This is a genomic window from Sebaldella sp. S0638 (assembly GCF_024158605.1).
Lineage (GTDB): Bacteria > Fusobacteriota > Fusobacteriia > Fusobacteriales > Leptotrichiaceae > Sebaldella.
On sequence record NZ_JAMZGM010000004.1, the window covers coordinates 1 to 17,734 of the forward strand.

A 17,734-nucleotide genomic window follows, 5' to 3' on the forward strand; every position below is an offset into this window, starting at 1 on the left:
GCAATGGAAGAAGGATTAAGATTCGCCATCAGAGAAGGTGGAAGAACGGTTGCTTCTGGTGTAGTTGCTACTATTACTAAGTAGTCTTACTGTATAAATTTACATAAAAGTATTTACATATGTGGAATAATGTGGTATAAATAAGTGATATAAAATTTAAAATATTGTGGAGGTAAATTAAATGAAAAAATTATTCGGGTTATTAGCTTTAATGACAGTTATATCGGGTGTATCTGTCGCTGACGATTTTACTAATTTAAACTTAGATTCTCACTGGAGAGCTTTACATGGAGGATTAAGAAATAGAACTCACATGACTGGTCAAGAAATGAGAAACGAGTTTTCTGGTAAATTAACTTTAGATGATGAGTGGCAAGGGTTAAGCTTTAACTTTGATTTCTTAAAGAAAGATTTTTATACTAGAAATGGAAGCCATAATGGTAATGGTTGGAATAATGATGTATATTTATCAAAAGATTTTTCAAAAGGTTCATTTGTTGGAGATATGAAATTAGGATGGAAATATGAAGGATATACAGATCAAGGACATGGAAATGAATTCTATTTTGGACCAACTGTAGGATTTAAATTATTAGGACAAGAGGGGACTTTCTCAGCTCAGTTCGTATATTATAATGACGTAAACAGCCAGAAAAACTTAGGATTAACTGGTATAGAAGAAAAAGTATACGCTAGACATTATAAAGATGCTGGTACAGAAGGTATTGGAGGAAACTTTGATTTTAACTTCAATGGAACAATCATGGAAGGAAGATTCGGAACAGTTTCTTATAACTTAGATCTTAAAAACCACTTAAGAGACGCTACTAATACAAAAGATACAGCTTCAGATGGTAGAAATACAGTATACTTAGATTATGATGGTGTAATTTCTTATGATTCACCTAGATTCTATGGATTTGGTGTAGGATTAGACATCGAAAATGAGTATGAAATGCAAACAGGTAACGGATGGTATAACAATGGATTCTATTTAAGTCCAAAAGCTTCATTCAAGCACACATTCGATACTTCAGTAGGAAAAATTGCTGTAATGCCTTATGTTAAATGGGATGCAATTGACCAACAAAGAGGAGAAGCTGCTGGAAGCGATGATACTTATTCAGGATACGGAGATACTAAGTTAAGAGCAGGATTAAATATCTCTCTAGACAGAACAGGATTATAATAATAATTTATATAAAAAACAGGTTTGAAAAAACCTGTTTTTTTATTTTATAAAATTTTAATAGATATAATTAATTAGAAAAATGAAATAATGGGAGAAGATAAAAGTGAGAATGGGCTATTCATATAATATTATTAATTCGTAGTTTTTTATACTTAGCGAGTTTTAACGATCAAAAGCCAAAAAAATCCTTATAATGCGTCTCTTTAACTTATTATGAAGTGTTGTTATCTAATTTTACTTATACAGGTAATATTTATGATAATAAGAATTAATTTATACAAAAAAAGAAAAGAATATAATAAATTGCTAGATACTTAAATATATGTAAATAATAAAAAAATAAATATTGCAATAAAATAAAAAATTATTAATCTTGAAATTGATACCCGAGCTTCGGCAAATGGCAAAAAAAGGTAAAGTTTTGTTAATTTTACTTTGAGAAATAAAAAAGATAATGTATTTTTGGAGAGCAGAACTTAATTTAATTAAATGCTTAAAAATAATTCTGTTTGAAAAATATAATTTATTAAAGTAGCAATATTTATATTAATAAAATAAGAAACACAGGCTTAGTTAGGAAAAGACAAGAAAATATATAAATAGTTCTCAATACATTTGTACATAAAAAAGTCAGGCCTACCAAACCTGATTTTGAATAAAAAATTATTATTATCTTTTCTAGCATAGTTATCATACAATTTTTGCCTTTGAATAAACTCATAAATATCTTAGTTAAATCTTTGTGATTCAATTTTTGGAAAAAATAAAAGATATCCCTTGAAAATCAATGGTTAATAAACTCTCTTTAATTGAATGACGACAAAATTATCGGTGTATATAAAGTAGGAACAAATAATTTTAGTGATAGAAAATCATACAAATTGTATTTAATCAGAAAAATATTTCGGTAAAATTAGGTTTGATTTGACATAAAATAGAAAAATGATAAAATATATTGTAGTAAAAAATTGGAATGAAAAAGGAGAAGAATTTTGGCTGGAAACAGAATAATTTGCGAAAAGAATAATGTAGATTACATAACCATACGTAAGGCAATGTGTCAAGACGCCAGAACAAAGGAAGAAGTGAGGGAAATAGCAGGGGTTTGTCTTGAATGTGACAGCTGTAAAACTGAACTGGATCAGATATTGAGTTCTGTGTGCGGGTGTAAAGATGTCTCTCTAGAAGCAGTAGTGAATGCCGTAAAACACGGGGCCGCGACAGTTGATGAAGTTGGTCAGGCAACAGGTGCTGGAATAGACTGTGGAAGATGTAAGATATTAGTGGAAAATGTAATTAAACTGGGAAAATAGACCAGAACAGAAATATGATTTTTAATTGTATTTTCTGATGATAGTTTGGCTTTTACAATTAAAAAGATATTTGATGCAGGCAGAAAAAATTTGATCTAAGGTTTTCTGCCTGTTTTTTCTTATTTAGAAATTTAGGTTTTGAAAGATATATGTTTTACTAATACTGTTAAAGATGATAAAATATAGATATTGTTTTTGAAATTATTTTGAAAGGTAATGATATGGGGAAAAATATTACATACTGGAAACAGGGGGTCAAAGATGGTATTCCAATATGTCTCGGATATCTCGCGGTATCTTTTACATTTGGAATTGCAGCCAGAAATACAGGGCTGACTTCATTTCAGTCTTCACTTATGTCAGCGACTAATTATACATCGGCAGGTCAGTTTTCGGCAATAGGGTTAATAGGAGCATCAGCTTTATATTTTGAAATGGCTGTAACACAGCTTATTATCAATTTACGTTACTGTTTGATGTCATGTGCCTTATCTCAAAAATTGAAAGAGAAAACTCCATTGATACATAAGTTTATTATGGCTTTTGGAATTACAGACGAGATTTTTGGTGTATCGGTATGTACTGACGGAAAATTAAATCCTTTTTATATATACGGTGCTATGAGTGTAGCAATGCCGGGATGGGTTTTAGGGACATTTTTAGGAGTTATTTCAGGAGATATTCTGCCTTTGGGGATTATAAGGATTCTGAGTATAGCACTTTATGCTATGTTTATAGCAGTTATAGTGCCGCCCGCCAGAGGAAATAAAGTATTGGCAGGTCTTATTATATTATCAATGCTGTTAAGTTTTACTTTTTCAAAAATACAGATATTATCATTAATTTCACCTGGATTCAGAATCATTATTCTCACAGTATTAATAGCAGGAGCAGCAACCGTTATTTTTCCGCTGAAGGAGGAAGAGTATGAGGGGTAATGTTTATGTATATATACTGGTAATGGCTGGTGTGACTTATTTGATACGTTTGATGCCGTTACTACTTTTTAACAGGGAAATAAAAAATATTTATATAAAGTCATTTTTGTACTATGTACCTTATGTGACTTTGGCAGTAATGATTTTTCCGGGAATATTATATGCAACCGGGAATATATGGTCTGCCTCTACAGGCTTTTTGACGGCACTTATTCTGGCATATAGAGGTAATGATCTATTCAGGGTTTCCTTGTGTGCATGCTTATCTGTTTTTCTAGTTGAATTACTTCAAAAATTTGCTTTTTAATAGTAAAAAGAAATACAGGTATAGTTTTTTAATGGATGGATCTTATAATAAATGACAATCATCATAATGATAAACCGGCTGATATATCTTGTCAGCCGGTTACATTTTATATATAAATTTAGAAAATGGGACTTATTTAGGTGTCTGATTCTTCTGAAAGTATCTTTCTAATCGAATCAGACATAGAATCAATGATTAGATAACAACTGGTAGCTCCGGCATCCAAAACACCTCTTGACCGTTCTCCGAGCCTTGAAGCTCTGCCTATTTTAGCCACCATATCTTTGGTAGACTGCCAGCCTTCATAGGCACCTTTTTTCATTTCATCTAATGAGTCATAAAAATTATTTCCGTTTATATGTGCATTTTCAAATGCTTCGTAAGCAGGGACTAAAGTATCAAGCAGAGTCTTATCTCCGGGTTTTGCATTTCCAATGTCTTTTATTGCTTTAATGGAATTATTGAGAATCTCTGCAAAGGATTCGGCAGAAATGTCTTCTTTGTTTATTGAAAGTGATATTTCTTCAAAGAAAACTCCGTATAAAGGTCCCATGGAACCGCCAATGTCATCCATAAGGGTTTCACTTAATATTTTCAGACCTTCTGAAAGAGAGTAGCTTTTACCGGCAAGTTTATCACGGCACATGGTAAATCCTTTGTTCATATTAATTCCATGATCACCGTCACCTATTTTTCCGTCAATTTCACTTAAATAGTCTCTGTTACTTTGTATTGTCGTGATTAGATTATCAACTATAATTCCGGCAGTACTGTTTTTAAATATCATAAATTACCTCATTTCTCAAACTGTGTTAATCCCACTGATTCTGCTGGCGTATCAATTAGTTCTTTTAATTCATTATCCAGTTTCATAACTGTAAGTGTAATACCCATCATTTCAAGCGAGGTAAAGTAGTTACCCACATATGCTTTATATATACTGATACCTTTTTCTTTCAGTATATTGTCTACTTCATTATAAACTATATACTGTTCCATAACAGGTGTAGCCCCAAGACCTGAGAGAAGAATTACTACTTCATCTCCAGAGTTAAAAGGCAGATCGGGCAAAATAATATCTGTTATTTTTTTTGCTATTTCGTCTGCGGTTTTCAATGATTCTACGGCTATTCCCGGTTCGCCGTGGTGGCCTATTCCTACTTCCATTGTTCCTTCTTCTATGATAAAATTCGGATGTCCAACAGCGGGAATAGTGCATGGTGCAGTGCCAATACCTACAGATCTGGTATTATTAATTGCTTTCTGCGCAGCTGCGATTACTTCATCAAGGCTGGCTCCCTGCGAAGCTTTTGCTCCGCCTACTTTCCACATAAGAACTTCACCAGCTACACCTCTTCTTTTTTCCATTTCATCTTTTCCGGCAGAGGCACAGTCGTCATTTGCAACTACTGTTTTTACTTCTATTCCAAGTGCCTTGGCTTTTCTTATTGCCATATTTACATTCATATTGTCGCCTGCATAATTTCCGTAAAGACAAGCCACGCCTTTACCGGCAGAGGCAGCAGATATTGCATCAAGAAAAGCATTTGCAGTGGGAGAAGAAAAAATTTCGCCGACAGCAACAGCATCACACATGTTTTTTCCAATATATCCGATAAATGCCGGTTTATGTCCTGATCCGCCGCCTGTGATAATTCCTACCTTTCCTTCTATAGGTGTATTTATATATTTTACTACTCTGGGATTATCAGTGGCAGCTATAAGGTTTTTATTTGCCTTAATAAATCCCTTTAACATATCTTCCACCACGAAATCCGGATTATTAATTATTCTTGTCATAATACCCCTTTCTATAAATGAAGATTAACGCCGGTAAATTTTTTCTATTTCATTAATCATTTCTATCTTATCCGTACTTCCTCCGCCTGAAAAATCATTAGAAAGCCAGATTTCCAAAAGCTGCTTTGCCAGTTCGTTTCCTATAACTCTTGCTCCGATACACATAATTTGGGCATTGTTGGAACATCTTGAACGGACTGCCGAGAAACTGTCATGACAGACAGCTGCACTGACACCGGGAATTTTGTTGGCAGTAATACACATACCTATACCTGTACCGCAAATCAGAATACCCCTTTCATGCCTTCCGGCAGATATCGCTTCTGCTACTTTTCTGCCAATATCAGGATATAAAACCGGATTTTTATCATAACAGCCGTAATCTTCCGTGCTGTGTCCCAGTTCTTTCAGTTTGGCGGATATAATCTGTTTCAGATCGAAGCCGGCTTCGTCACAGCCTAATGCAATATTCATAATAATCTCCTTCTTCTGATTAGATAGTTTCGGCTATTTTTTTCAGATTTTCAAGCCCTTTAACGGCCAGTTCCTCGCCTGTATCGGCAAATTTTCTCCATATAGCACAGTTACCGCTTAGTTCTTCAAAACTTGGGTCAAAAGATTCTATAACAAGGGGACCGTCATACCCAATATTTTTTACAGCAAGGAAAAACTCTTTAAATGGAACAAGTCCTGTTCCGGGAATGCCTCTGTCGTTTTCATTTACGTGAATATATCCCAGATATTCTTTTCCGCATGTTTTTACAGCTTCTGTAAAGTTTTTTTCTTCTCTTATCATATGAAAACAGTCTAAATGAACTTTTATATTGTCATAGCCGACATCTTTACAGAATTTTACTGCGTCTTCTGCTATATTAAGGAAGTGAGTTTCAAATCTGTTTACACATTCTACACAGATAATGACACTGCCTTTTTCTTTTGCATATTTGCAGACTTCTTTCATATTAGTTACAGCCCAGTTCCATTCTTCCTCTGTCCGGGGCTTTTTTGTAAGATAGCCCCATGCTGCATAGTTAACTCCCCCTAGAATTGGTGATCCCAATTCTTCACATATATCAACACATTTTTTCATAGCATCAGCAGCTTTTTTTCGTATTTCAGGATCAGGAGAGATAGGATTTGTTTCAGCAGTAAGTGTAGTAGTGCATACACAGTCAATTCCAACTTCTTCCAGTTTTTCTTTTACAGCTTTAACTGGAAAAGAAAACGGATCTGCTATGGCAAAATCAATGACTTCAAATCCAAGTTCCTTTGCTTTGGGAATAATCCATAAATCTTTTTCACTAAATTTTTCTGCCCATATAAAACTGTCTACACCAAATTTAAAATACATAAAAACACCTCACATTTAAATAAATTCAAAAACTATAAGTCAGTTATGGCGAAAACTATTTTTACTGGGTGATTCTGAAAGTTTACAAGCTGATATTTTACTCCGGCAGGAATAAAGAAGCTGTCTTCAGGTTCAAGCTGGAAAGATTCTTCCATATCTACGAGGTTAACTGTTACAGGGCCGTCAACGCAATATAATGCGGCGTCCCCTTTATGTGTGTCGGGATCTGAACAACGAGGGCCGTATCCTCCCGCTGGAAGAATAAATTCACCCATATGCCCGTAATCATTGCTTGATATAAATCTCATAAGCATAGGATGAGCGGTACCGTGAACATTATTAAGTTTATCCCCGTCTCTTACAGCATATACTGCCTGTGGAGCTTTTCTTGCTTCAGGGCCGCTCACGGGCCATGCTCCTATATCATCAGTACAGCCTTGTCTTGCGTAATCTTTTATAACTCCTCTCATATCGGGAAGATTAGCGTTATTCGGTCCTTTATAAAATTTAGTCTCTGCATCAGTAGGAATAACAGCAGGCGGAATATTTTCTCCCCATGCTTTAGGAGTAATAAAATAAAGGACTCTCGCAGTTTTATCAGAAAAATTATGGGCTTTATGCCATGCTTCTTCAGGCATGTAGAGACCGTCTCCTGTTTCAAGATATGCAAACTGACCGTTTCCGCTTCTTTGTACAATAGGACCCTGAAGAATGTAATATGTTTCGTCACCCGGATGAATATCCAGAGGATCAAATGAACCTCCCGGCCCTAATTCATATATTCCAAGCATAAAAGTATCAGTGGTAACAATAGTATACGTATTATCGCTGGTAAATGCATTATTTGGCGGGTAAAGAGCCATAGAATAGTCCTGCTTTCTTATTAACATAGGTTTTTTCTTGTCAGGTTCAAAAGGGAATTTACCCATAATTTCCATTAGTTTTGCCATATTTCTTATCTCCTTTATATATTATTTTTTTGATACTGTCTTTTTGAAAAAATTGTATAAATTAATAATGTTTAAAAACTATATATTTTTACTAAAACCATTTAACAGCAGAGAAATTATATATATCTGTATCGTGCCGAAATATTAGTTTTGTTTCAGTAAAACCTGAAACATCTCTTCGGAATTCTCTACATCCAGTAAATGTACTTGTTTTTCGGGGTTATCAATAAAAGTATAAAGTTTTTGAAGTAATTTTTTCATTTTATTTTTTGAGTTTATGTCCAATGCCATAAGCAGTATGATTTTTACTTTATCTTCCCCGCACCATAATACGGGATATTTTAGTCTAACTGCGGCAATTGCTGTTTTCTTCACACAGTCTTTGAAAACATGGGGGATGGCTATTTGTGAACCAATAGAAGTAGGTGTTTTGTTTTCACGTTCCAGCACTTTTTCTACAAAGCCGTCACTGACATAGCCTTTTTCCATCATTAGATTACATATTTTGGAAATGGCGTCTTTTTTATCTTTAGCGTATAAATCGCATAAGACCAGTTCTCTGTGAAATACTTCCTCAAATATGTTGCTGGAAATAATTTCATCATAGAATTTTTCCCCGATTTTCTTTTGGACAAGTTCGATATCGTGTTCATTCACCTCTTTGCTTATAAATGCAGAATTATTAATATCAAGTGCTACTGTAGTGATGACAAGAGGAGCCTTTAGTGATTTTTTCATTTTAAAATTCTTATAATGACTAATTTCTTTTACATCCAGTCCCATAATTTTCTCCATTAATTTATTCGCCATATATCTGGAAGTCTGCTTGTCGGAAGCGGTAATAAGAACTGCTTCTTTTGATTTTACAGTTTCTACAATAGTGTTATGTATAAGAAGAACTATCCATGCTACGTCATCCTGTGTAAAGTCTACATTAAGTTCTGTTTCGATATCATGAAGCTGTGCAAGACACATACCGTAAAGGCTTGCAAATCTTTCTTTTATATCGTGGTGTATGTCATTCCAGATTATTATCTGATAGTCATTGCGGAATTTTATGATCTCATAAAAAGCTGCGATATCCCTGATCAGATGATTTTTCTGAGGAAGAGTGGTTTCGCCTATTACACTTCCTATTCCTGAAATGAATTTTTTTGCTATGCTTTTGTAGTATTTATTTGAGGTGAAGATGTAGTTTGTACATGTACGGTACACCATGAGTCTTGCAGCGAGGTAAGCACTTTCCAGCTCCAGCTCGTTTATATCCGTTTTGAAAATATGGCGGAAAAGATTCTGAGCCGCAATAAAGCATGCCTCATTTATACCAAGAGAACTTTTTGGTATCGGGTTAGTAATGAATTTTTCATTTTTTATTCTAATAAGACTGACAGTGATATATTCCAAAAGCTGATAAAAAGAATCGTCAGCAAATGTAATATTCAGTTCTTCTTCAAGTTTTTGCACAGCAGTGAGAATTTTTGACATGTCAATATTTTCATAAGTATTTTTGAAATAAGAGTATTTTTTGCTGTCAAGGCGTCTGTCCAAATTTTCAGGCGGTTCAAAAGAATCTGAAACTGAGTATTTTTTTATATTATGTTCAATCATAGCCTGTCTTATGTTAAATTCATTACCATCAATTATAATTCCAAAATTTCTTTTCTTTATTAGTGCGAGATCATGTCTTTCCAGAATATTCGTAATATATTGCAGATCTTTTCTTATAATACTGCGGCTGACGTATAACTCATCTGCGAAAAGCTGTATGGTGTAAATAGAATTATACTGGAACAGAGTATCCAAAATATAATTTTTTCTGAATGAAAATGAGTCAGGAGAGTTAGCGTTATCTATTTCCTGAAGGGTAAGGGCCCTCTGACTATTGTCAATATCCAGACAAAAACCTTTTCTGGGGATACTGAGCAGTTCGATGTCGTGCTTTTTCAGTTCTTCACGGACATCTTTAATATTGTGTTTAATACTGCTGATGGAGACATTCACTATTCTGGCAAGTTCATCGGCTGTAATATAATCATGAACATCAAGTAAAGTACGGATAATCTTTTTTACTAAATTTTTCATAATAATTTCTCCCAATGATTTTAATAAAAATTTATTTTGGCTGAGTGTGATATTTTCTACAATAGTATATTACCCCAAAATTCCGGAAAACAAAGAAAACATAAAATCTAATTTTGCACTATAATAACTCAAATGATGCAAAAAAACTTTAACACAAATATTTTAGATATAAAAAGTAACATTAATAAATATTCAATATAATGTTCGGGAAACAGAGGAGAATATACAACAAAATATATTTATGAAGACTGTCTCAAAGTAAAATATTTAAGACAGCTTCACAAAATATGTCTGTTTTAATAAACTGCTTAAAATATATCTGTAATTATTCAGAATAATATGGAATTCATAATTTACAGTTCTACTGTAACTCTGTATTTTCCGGGAACAGCTGCATATTCCAGCGCATCTTTAAAGTCATCCAGCTTGAAAGTCTTAGACTCAAGGAGATTAGTAACCTTAACTGCACCTGAATTCATTAATTCGGCAGCATCCATAAAATCGATATAATCTGCTGAAAAAGTTCCGATAATCTCCATACGTTTATAATGAATCAGGTTAGAGCTGATATCAAAGTTCGGCTCAGGATATCCGGCAGCAAAAACAAGAATTCTCCCGTAGGCTTCTTTTAACATCCCTACAGACTGGTTATTTGCTTTGGAATTACCCACAGCTACGACCACTGCATCTACGCCTTTGCCATTTGTGAGTCTCATCACACCTTCTACAGGATCTTCTTTTTTTATGTCAATTACATCAAAGCCAAGGGATTTTGCATTTTCCAGTTTATTATCAAAACTTTCCGTAAGAATGACTTTACATCCATAAGCCTTCAATGTAAGGGCATTTAATAATCCCATAGTTCCAGCGCCTATTACTGCAATAGTTTCATTTGGTTTTGCCTTAACCAGCTTTACTCCTTTTACCACTGTAGCAAGCGGCTCAAGAAATCCGGCTTCTGCTGAAGGAAGGTCTTTGTTAATTTTAGCTATTCTTCTGCTTGGAACAACCATATAGTCAGCAAATCCAAAGAATCCTTTATAGCCGTCTTCTGAAAATTTATCCAGTATATCTGCATCAGCACAACGTCCCTCCTGTCCAGACTTACACATATCACAACGTCCGCAGGCATCATATAAAAGAGCTACTCTGTCGCCGATTTCATATCCTTTTACTTTACTGCCTTTTTCTATTATTATTCCGGAACCCTCGTGTCCTCCGGCCATTGGATATCCCTGATGTTCTCTTAATCCCATAAACTGTCCGTAATCAGTAGTACAGATATTGCATGTTTCCTGCTTTATAAGCACATCAAATTCACCCATTTCAGGCAGGTTTCTCTCTCTTATTTCAGTAATTCCCTTAGCTTTCAGCAAACCAAAGCGCATTTTTTTAATATCCATATTGTTATTACCTCCATCTATTTTCCGTTTCTAAATGCTGTTAAGACTTCTTTTGCATGTTCTTTCATTAAACCGTAAACTGCTTCCTGTAACTCGTGATAACCAATTTTGCCGTCTGTTTCCTTGATTTTCTCTCCGGCAAATTTCACAGCAGCTTTTGACATGTATGAATAATAATTTATTTTTGAACAGCCTGCATCAATAGCCTGCTGAACCTGATCGAATTCTACTCCTGATGCACCATGCATAACTATTCGGCAGTCATCCGGCATTGCAGCACGTATTTCTTTTACTCTTTGAATATCAAGAACAGGCGGCTCGGCATATATACCGTGCATTGTACCAAAGCATACAGCCAGTGCATCACAGCCTGTTTCCCTTGCGAATCTCCCAGCTTCTTCAGGCTTTGTAAAATATTCTTTTATATCTTCGTTTGTAAGCACTCTTGATTCGGCATCACCATGTGTATCTTCATCAGAAGAAGCCATTACACCGAGTTCAGCTTCTACGGTAATATCCAGTTCTTTTGCTATTCTGACGAAATCTTTTACATTTTTTACATTTTCCTCAAAAGGCAGCGCGCTGCAATCGTACATAATAGAAGAAAAACCAAGCCTGATAGCCTTCATAACAAAGTTAAAATCTACACCGTGATCAAGATGGACACATACCGGGACTTTCGCATGTTTTGCATATTTGACCATTTCTGGACCGATTTTTTCAATGGGAATAACTGTATCGTGAACCTGTGCGTGATCTATAATTACAGGTGTATTCAGCTCTTCGGCGGCATCTACCACAGCACGTAAAGTCTCCATATTAGGGGTATTGATACATGGAACAGCATACCCTTCTTTTTCTGCAATATCCAAAATTTCTCTCATGTTTACCAACATTTTATATTCCTCCTGTTTTTTATAAACTCTATATCAGTCTGATATTTTAAACATTCATATTTGAAAATGTTAATAATAAGATTTTTATCATCTGTATAACGTAATACTTCAATAGTTTCCAGCTCAGAGCATGCAAGGGCAATGTTGCTTAATATATCAATGTGTGTTCCGTCTTTTCCGGCGATACCTATCATAAGATAGGCAGTGTCCTCGCCGAAAGATACACCGCCGGGAATCTGTACAAATGAAATTCCCGAATGATAGATATGACATTCAGAGTTGGCAATTCCGTGGGGAATCGCCAGATGATTGCCGATATGTACAGTGGCTACTCTTTCTCTTTCAAGCATGTCATCAATATATTCTTCGGCTACATAACCCTGTTTTACCAATATTTCCCCGCAGGCTCTGATTGCATCCCATTTATTGTCAAATTCAGCCCGTAAAACTATATTTTCTTCACATATTATACTTTTACACATACTACCTCCCTTTACAGATAACTTTTCATAATACAACAATTTTAAAATTGTCGCTTATACCGGTATGTTTTCTAAAATTACAGATTTCTGCAATTATTATTTGCGTATTAAGACAGTGTTTTCAGATATTCTATTATTTTTTCATATTCTGCATTGTTCATAAGATTATCCACAGCAAAAACAGGAATATCTTTATTGTATTTTTTTATTACATCTTTTACTCTTCCTTCAAGGGATTTAGTAGTAACTATCAAATCAGATTTTTCAGGAATTTCGGCTACAGATACATGCTCGACATTTTTATTAATCATGGCTTTTTTCAGCATGCTTTTCATAACGGAAACACCCATAACACTTGATCCCATACCTGCATCACATGCAAATATAATATTTTCAATATTTCCTGATGGAGTTGTTATTTTAAGATCGGCTGCGGGTTCTCCGATACCTTCTGCATTCAGGACAGTTTCTGTTTCATATTCCTCTGTTTTGTCTCTCATAAGGAAGAAAGAAGCTACAAGCATGGCAACAGCCGCTCCGACAAAATATGAGGCAATGTTAACTATGAAGCTGCCTTTCGGTGTCATGGCAACAAGTGCAAGAAAACTTCCCGGTGAAACAGCAGCAACAGTTCCTCCGTTAAATGTAGTGAGGATAAACAGAGATGCCATATTTCCGAGTATAGCGCCAAGCAAAGTTTTTGGTTTACTTAATACATAAGGGAATACAACTTCTCCTATACCTCCGAAAAACATAATAAGTGCAGCCGCAGGAGCAGATTTTTTTGCCATACCTTTTCCAAAGAACATAAAGGCCAGAGTGATACCAAACCAGCATCCGCAGTTTGCTTCCACAAGAAATATAACTGATTTTCCGAATTTAGCTGCTTGTTCTATTGCAATAGGTGTCATAATACCGTGATTAATAGCATTATTCAGGAATAATACCTGACCTGGCTGGACAAATAATGCTGTTAATGGCAATAGCTTAGCGTTAATAAGGAAATTCACACCGGCAGTCATTATACTTAATATGACAGAAATAACAGGTTCAATAGCGACAAAGCCGAATATCATCATAATAAGACCGACTATACCCATGGAAAAGTTATCAACAAGCATTTCCATTCCCGGTTTGACCTTGCCTTCATATAGTTTATCGACCTGTTTCATTATCCATGCACCGAGAGGTCCCATTATCATTCCGCCGATTAACATAGTAATATCAGCACCAATAACAACACCCATTGTGGAAATAGCACCGATAACGCCTCCTCTTCGGCCGTATACTGCCCAACCACCGGTATAACCAATCAAAACCGGCATTAAATAATTCAGTGTAGGTCCTACCATACTTCCCAGTCTTTCATTAGGAAACCATCCTGTAGGAATAAAAAGTGCCGTTAACAGCCCCCAGGCAATAAATGCCCCGATGTTAGGCATGACCATACCGCTTAAAAAAGCTCCGAATTTTTGGATTTTGATTTTAATTTGATTTTCTTGATTCATAAACGTCTCCTTCTTTCTCAAGTTCTTATGCTATAAGCAGCTTGTGAAACACTACGATGTCGTTTTGTAAATCCAGAGTTGTGTTAATTTTCCGTTTTATAATATGATAAACAGAAAAAAAGGTATAATTTTGTCCGGTATTAAGTATGAATTGGTAATAAATAACAGTTATCCGTTCCGGCCGGTTTATAAAATCACAGATATTATATATATTCTGCAGTATATACTGCATGGACTATTAACAGGCGCTGTATCCGGAAAGCTGTACAAAGATTGTTTAACTGTAAAGATGATGATCATATGTTTTTGAATGAAGATATGTAGAGATATCTCAGCAGAAATTTATTTCTGACTGATTCTGATAATTGACAATAGAGGGTTTCTAATATCTACCTCCTTTCATTATCGATTGATATTATTTATTATCATTTATTATCAATATATACCATGATTTATTATCATTGTCAAGTAAGTTTATGAAAAAATGTTGAATTTGTTCTCGATTTATGCTAATATAAATAAAATGATAACAAATGGGAGTGCATATGTATGTTTATAGAAGAACGCCATGAAGTAATTCTTGATATGCTTAATAAAGAAGGAAAAGTAAATGTTAAGGATCTGAGCAAAACTTTTAATATAAGTGAGAGTATGATCAGAAAAGACCTTCAGTCTCTGGAAAAAAACGGAAAGCTCAAACGTACGTACGGAGGAGCTATTCAGGTCGAACGCACACTGGTGGATGAGGAAGATTTTATAATAACAAGGGTTCACCGGAATAGAGAGGCTAAGACAGAGATAGCTTATAAGGCACTTGACCTGATACAGGATGATGATATTATTTTTCTTGATATTTCCAGCACTTCGTATCTGCTTGCCAAAATGCTGGTTAACAGCAACAAAAATATTACTGTTATTACAAATATGCCTTTGCTTGCTTCAATGATAAAGTCCACGAACGAACAGAAATTTATCTTTATCGGAGGGGACTATAATACTCTTGCCGGAGGAAATATAGGCTCTCAGGCAATAGAGCAGATCAGTAAGTACCGCTGCGGAAAGTGTTTTATAGGGTGCATAGGAATAAATCTGGATGACGGAAGTCTTACAGCACTGAATTCTGAGGATTCACACACTAAAAAAGCAATTATGGACATATCGAAAGAATCTTATCTTTTTGCTCCGAGTATGTATTTTAAACAGGACGGATTATTTAATTTTGCTAACCTTATAGACTTCAAAGGGGTAATTACAGAAGTGAAGCCTGACGATAAGACTATATCGGCACTTAATCAGTATGGAGTAGAATTAATCTAGCTGAAATTTTCAGAATACTGAAATATAAAAAAAATGAAATGATAATAAATGGTAATAAATGCTAAGAAAAGAAATTTCATTTTTATATATTAATCAGACACAGACTAATATATTGTTTAACATCAATATAAATAATGATATTATTTAGATACAGAAATTTTTCTCGTTCTTTCTTAGTATTCTTACTTGGGTAAAAGAGGCGGCATTGCCGCCTTTTTGCATTTTACACAAAATAAAAATTTATTAATGCGGCAGTTGACAGAATGAAGTAATGTTATTACCATATAAGAGTGGATGTTTTAAGTTCTTTTATAAAAAATATATATATTTACAAGGAGAGATAAAATGGAAAATATAAATGCGGAAAGCGGTTTTTGGATCAATGAACCAAAAAAATTCACGGTGTCAAATGAAAAGATAATTATAATAACAGAAGAAAAAACAGATTTTTGGCAGAGAACTCATTACGGTTTCAGAAATGATAATGCACCGGCATTTCTTTTCAGTACTGATAAAGAGACTTTTTCATTTGTCGTAAAAAGTGCTTTTGATTCAAAAGAGCTTTATGACCAATGCGGGCTTATCATTTATCAAAACAGTGATAACTGGTTCAAGGCATCTATAGAGTATGAAAACGGGATTTATCAAAGACTGGGAAGTGTCGTGACTAATAATGGCTATTCAGACTGGGCAACAACTGATATTGATGCAGATATAAATGAAATGTACTATCGTCTGAGCCGTAAAGGAAAGGATTTTTGTCTGGAAAATTCCATAGATGGTGTGAGCTTTAAGCAAATGAGAATATTTCATCTGTTTGAAGCGGAAAATGAAGTAAATATTGGTATATATGCGTGTAGTCCGTCAAATTCATCATTTGAAGCAGTATTCACGGAAATAGGTCTCTATGAATCAATTTGGAAATAAAAATTAATAAATGTTTGATAATTTGTGACTAAAATGTTATAATTTAACGAAATTATAAAAAAGGAGAGAGTTATGAACGCATTATTAAATATTATATGGATATTTTTCGGTGGTCTTAGTTTAGCACTGGGATGGGTTTTTTCCGGAATTTTATGCATAGTTTTTATTGTTACTATTCCATTTTCAGGAGCATGTTTTGAACTGGCAGGACTTACACTGGCACCTTTCGGAAAAGAAGTCGTAGAACGACAGCACCTGAATAATGCCGTAGATCCAAAGCCGATCGCAAGTACACTTTGGATAATTTTTTCAGGAATATGGCTTTATATAGGATATTTGATATCAGGAGGAATCATGATGTGTACAGTAATAGGAATACCCCTTGGGCTGCAGTGTTTTAAGATCGCAAAAGTGAGTCTGAATCCTTATAAATATACTTTGATAGACAGTAAAGTTCTGAATATGATGAATAACAGATAAAAGACCGTTTTATGGTCTTTTTATTATAAACAAAAGTTGAAAATATCAGAAAAATAAAGTAAAATAATATATGTCATTTTAAAACTCTGATCAGCTTTTATCAAGAGCCGGGAATGAGTACGGTGTTTTGTCTGAAAGTCAGAAAAAGCACTGGAATTAACAGAAAAATATGAAATTATACTGAAGAACAGGAGATAAAAAATGCAGGAATATGACGATAATAACACTGGTACACCTGAAGTAATTACGGTGTACAGAAGTTTTGACTTTGAGGCTTATGATATAAAAGAAGCTGATAAAAGTTATCTGTATGAAATAGAGAGAACAATAACTGACAATCAGGAAGCGGTTACAAAAGAACTTTGCGAAATAGCCAGAAAATTGAGCGAGGCAAGAAAGATACTGGGCGGATATGCTGACGGATGCTTTAACAAATGGTTCGAAAATCTTGGCTTTGAAAAAAATTATGTGACTAAAATGATTGATAAATATGATCTGGTAGAGGAAACACACGTGGAAAAAGCTATAGATCTTCCGGTAAAACTGGTTTCAGATATGAAAAAAGAGGATCTTGATATTGAGCAGAAAACGGAGATTGTAAACAGTCTGGAACCTAAGCAGAAGTTCAAGGAGATAAAAGAAGAAATATACGGTCCTGAGCCGGAGAAGAATGAAGTGGAAATGATTCTGGAAAAAATACATAAAGCAGAACTGGCTATAACAAAGCAGGAAGATAAAATAGAAAGACTAAAAGAAAAACTGGAAAGACTTCGTGATATGTAATGTAC

General features: G+C 34.5%; 19 protein-coding genes. 9 read left to right on the forward strand and 10 right to left on the reverse strand.

The window, feature by feature from the left end; all coding sequences use genetic code 11:
* From NK213_RS02115 to NK213_RS02135, 5 genes are all read left to right on the forward strand, one after another.
* A partial coding sequence (locus NK213_RS02115; RefSeq protein ID WP_253346388.1) for a hypothetical protein occupies positions 1-84 on the forward strand: 84 nt, incomplete at its 5' end.
* Between the two features lie 97 nt (positions 85-181).
* Positions 182-1,189 carry a hypothetical protein gene (locus NK213_RS02120; protein WP_253346295.1) on the forward strand — a complete coding sequence of 336 codons (1,008 nt, stop codon included), beginning with the start codon at positions 182-184 and terminating at the stop codon, positions 1,187-1,189.
* Between the two features lie 995 nt (positions 1,190-2,184).
* Positions 2,185-2,505: a (2Fe-2S)-binding protein gene (locus NK213_RS02125; RefSeq protein ID WP_253346296.1), complete on the forward strand. Its 321-nt coding sequence runs from the start codon at positions 2,185-2,187 to the stop codon at positions 2,503-2,505.
* A 221-nt stretch (positions 2,506-2,726) separates the two neighbouring features.
* A complete protein-coding gene (locus NK213_RS02130) occupies positions 2,727-3,443 on the forward strand; it encodes an AzlC family ABC transporter permease (protein WP_253346297.1) in 717 nt (238 codons plus the stop codon).
* Positions 3,433-3,750, forward strand: coding sequence for an AzlD domain-containing protein (locus NK213_RS02135; protein ID WP_253346298.1), 318 nt, complete (start codon positions 3,433-3,435; stop codon positions 3,748-3,750). Before NK213_RS02130 ends, NK213_RS02135 begins: the two co-directional genes overlap by 11 nt.
* A gap of 136 nt (positions 3,751-3,886) precedes the next feature.
* Here the strand turns inward: NK213_RS02135 and dhaL are convergent, their stop codons facing one another.
* From dhaL to NK213_RS02185, 10 genes are all read right to left on the reverse strand, one after another.
* On the reverse strand, positions 3,887-4,537 hold the full coding sequence (dhaL, locus tag NK213_RS02140; RefSeq protein WP_253346299.1) for a dihydroxyacetone kinase subunit DhaL: 651 nt from the start codon (positions 4,535-4,537) through the stop codon (positions 3,887-3,889).
* Positions 4,538-4,545: 8 nt separating this feature from the next.
* Positions 4,546-5,550, reverse strand: coding sequence for a dihydroxyacetone kinase subunit DhaK (locus NK213_RS02145; RefSeq protein ID WP_253346300.1), 1,005 nt, complete (start codon positions 5,548-5,550; stop codon positions 4,546-4,548).
* A gap of 24 nt (positions 5,551-5,574) precedes the next feature.
* Positions 5,575-6,024 carry a ribose 5-phosphate isomerase B gene (gene rpiB / locus NK213_RS02150; RefSeq protein WP_253346301.1) on the reverse strand — a complete coding sequence of 150 codons (450 nt, stop codon included), beginning with the start codon at positions 6,022-6,024 and terminating at the stop codon, positions 5,575-5,577.
* A gap of 19 nt (positions 6,025-6,043) precedes the next feature.
* Complete coding sequence (locus tag NK213_RS02155; RefSeq protein WP_253346302.1) at positions 6,044-6,901, reverse strand: sugar phosphate isomerase/epimerase; 858 nt, start codon at positions 6,899-6,901, stop codon at positions 6,044-6,046.
* A 32-nt stretch (positions 6,902-6,933) separates the two neighbouring features.
* A complete protein-coding gene (locus NK213_RS02160) occupies positions 6,934-7,851 on the reverse strand; it encodes a cupin domain-containing protein (protein WP_253346303.1) in 918 nt (305 codons plus the stop codon).
* A 144-nt stretch (positions 7,852-7,995) separates the two neighbouring features.
* Entirely contained in the window at positions 7,996-9,933 is a 1,938-nt protein-coding gene (locus NK213_RS02165) for a transcription antiterminator (RefSeq protein ID WP_253346304.1), read from the reverse strand.
* A gap of 353 nt (positions 9,934-10,286) precedes the next feature.
* A complete protein-coding gene (locus NK213_RS02170) occupies positions 10,287-11,336 on the reverse strand; it encodes a zinc-binding dehydrogenase (RefSeq protein WP_253346305.1) in 1,050 nt (349 codons plus the stop codon).
* A gap of 17 nt (positions 11,337-11,353) precedes the next feature.
* Entirely contained in the window at positions 11,354-12,232 is an 879-nt protein-coding gene (locus tag NK213_RS02175) for a class II fructose-bisphosphate aldolase (protein WP_253346306.1), read from the reverse strand.
* A complete protein-coding gene (locus NK213_RS02180; RefSeq protein ID WP_253346307.1) occupies positions 12,223-12,714 on the reverse strand; it encodes a PTS sugar transporter subunit IIA in 492 nt (163 codons plus the stop codon). Before NK213_RS02180 ends, NK213_RS02175 begins: the two co-directional genes overlap by 10 nt.
* 107 nt (positions 12,715-12,821) lie before the next feature.
* A complete protein-coding gene (locus tag NK213_RS02185; RefSeq protein WP_253346308.1) occupies positions 12,822-14,222 on the reverse strand; it encodes a PTS mannitol transporter subunit IICB in 1,401 nt (466 codons plus the stop codon).
* A 549-nt stretch (positions 14,223-14,771) separates the two neighbouring features.
* Here NK213_RS02185 and NK213_RS02190 point away from each other — a divergent pair.
* The 4 genes from NK213_RS02190 (at position 14,772) to NK213_RS02205 (ending at position 17,729) form a co-directional block, all read left to right on the forward strand.
* Entirely contained in the window at positions 14,772-15,539 is a 768-nt protein-coding gene (locus NK213_RS02190) for a DeoR/GlpR family DNA-binding transcription regulator (protein WP_253346309.1), read from the forward strand.
* Between the two features lie 345 nt (positions 15,540-15,884).
* Entirely contained in the window at positions 15,885-16,466 is a 582-nt protein-coding gene (locus tag NK213_RS02195; RefSeq protein WP_253346310.1) for a DUF1349 domain-containing protein, read from the forward strand.
* Positions 16,467-16,538: 72 nt separating this feature from the next.
* Positions 16,539-16,946, forward strand: coding sequence for a YccF domain-containing protein (locus NK213_RS02200; protein WP_253346311.1), 408 nt, complete (start codon positions 16,539-16,541; stop codon positions 16,944-16,946).
* 201 nt (positions 16,947-17,147) lie between these two features.
* Positions 17,148-17,729 (forward strand): hypothetical protein, encoded by a 582-nt coding sequence (locus tag NK213_RS02205; RefSeq protein ID WP_253346312.1) that lies wholly within the window; start codon positions 17,148-17,150, stop codon positions 17,727-17,729.
* The last annotated feature ends 5 nt before the right edge of the window (positions 17,730-17,734 follow it).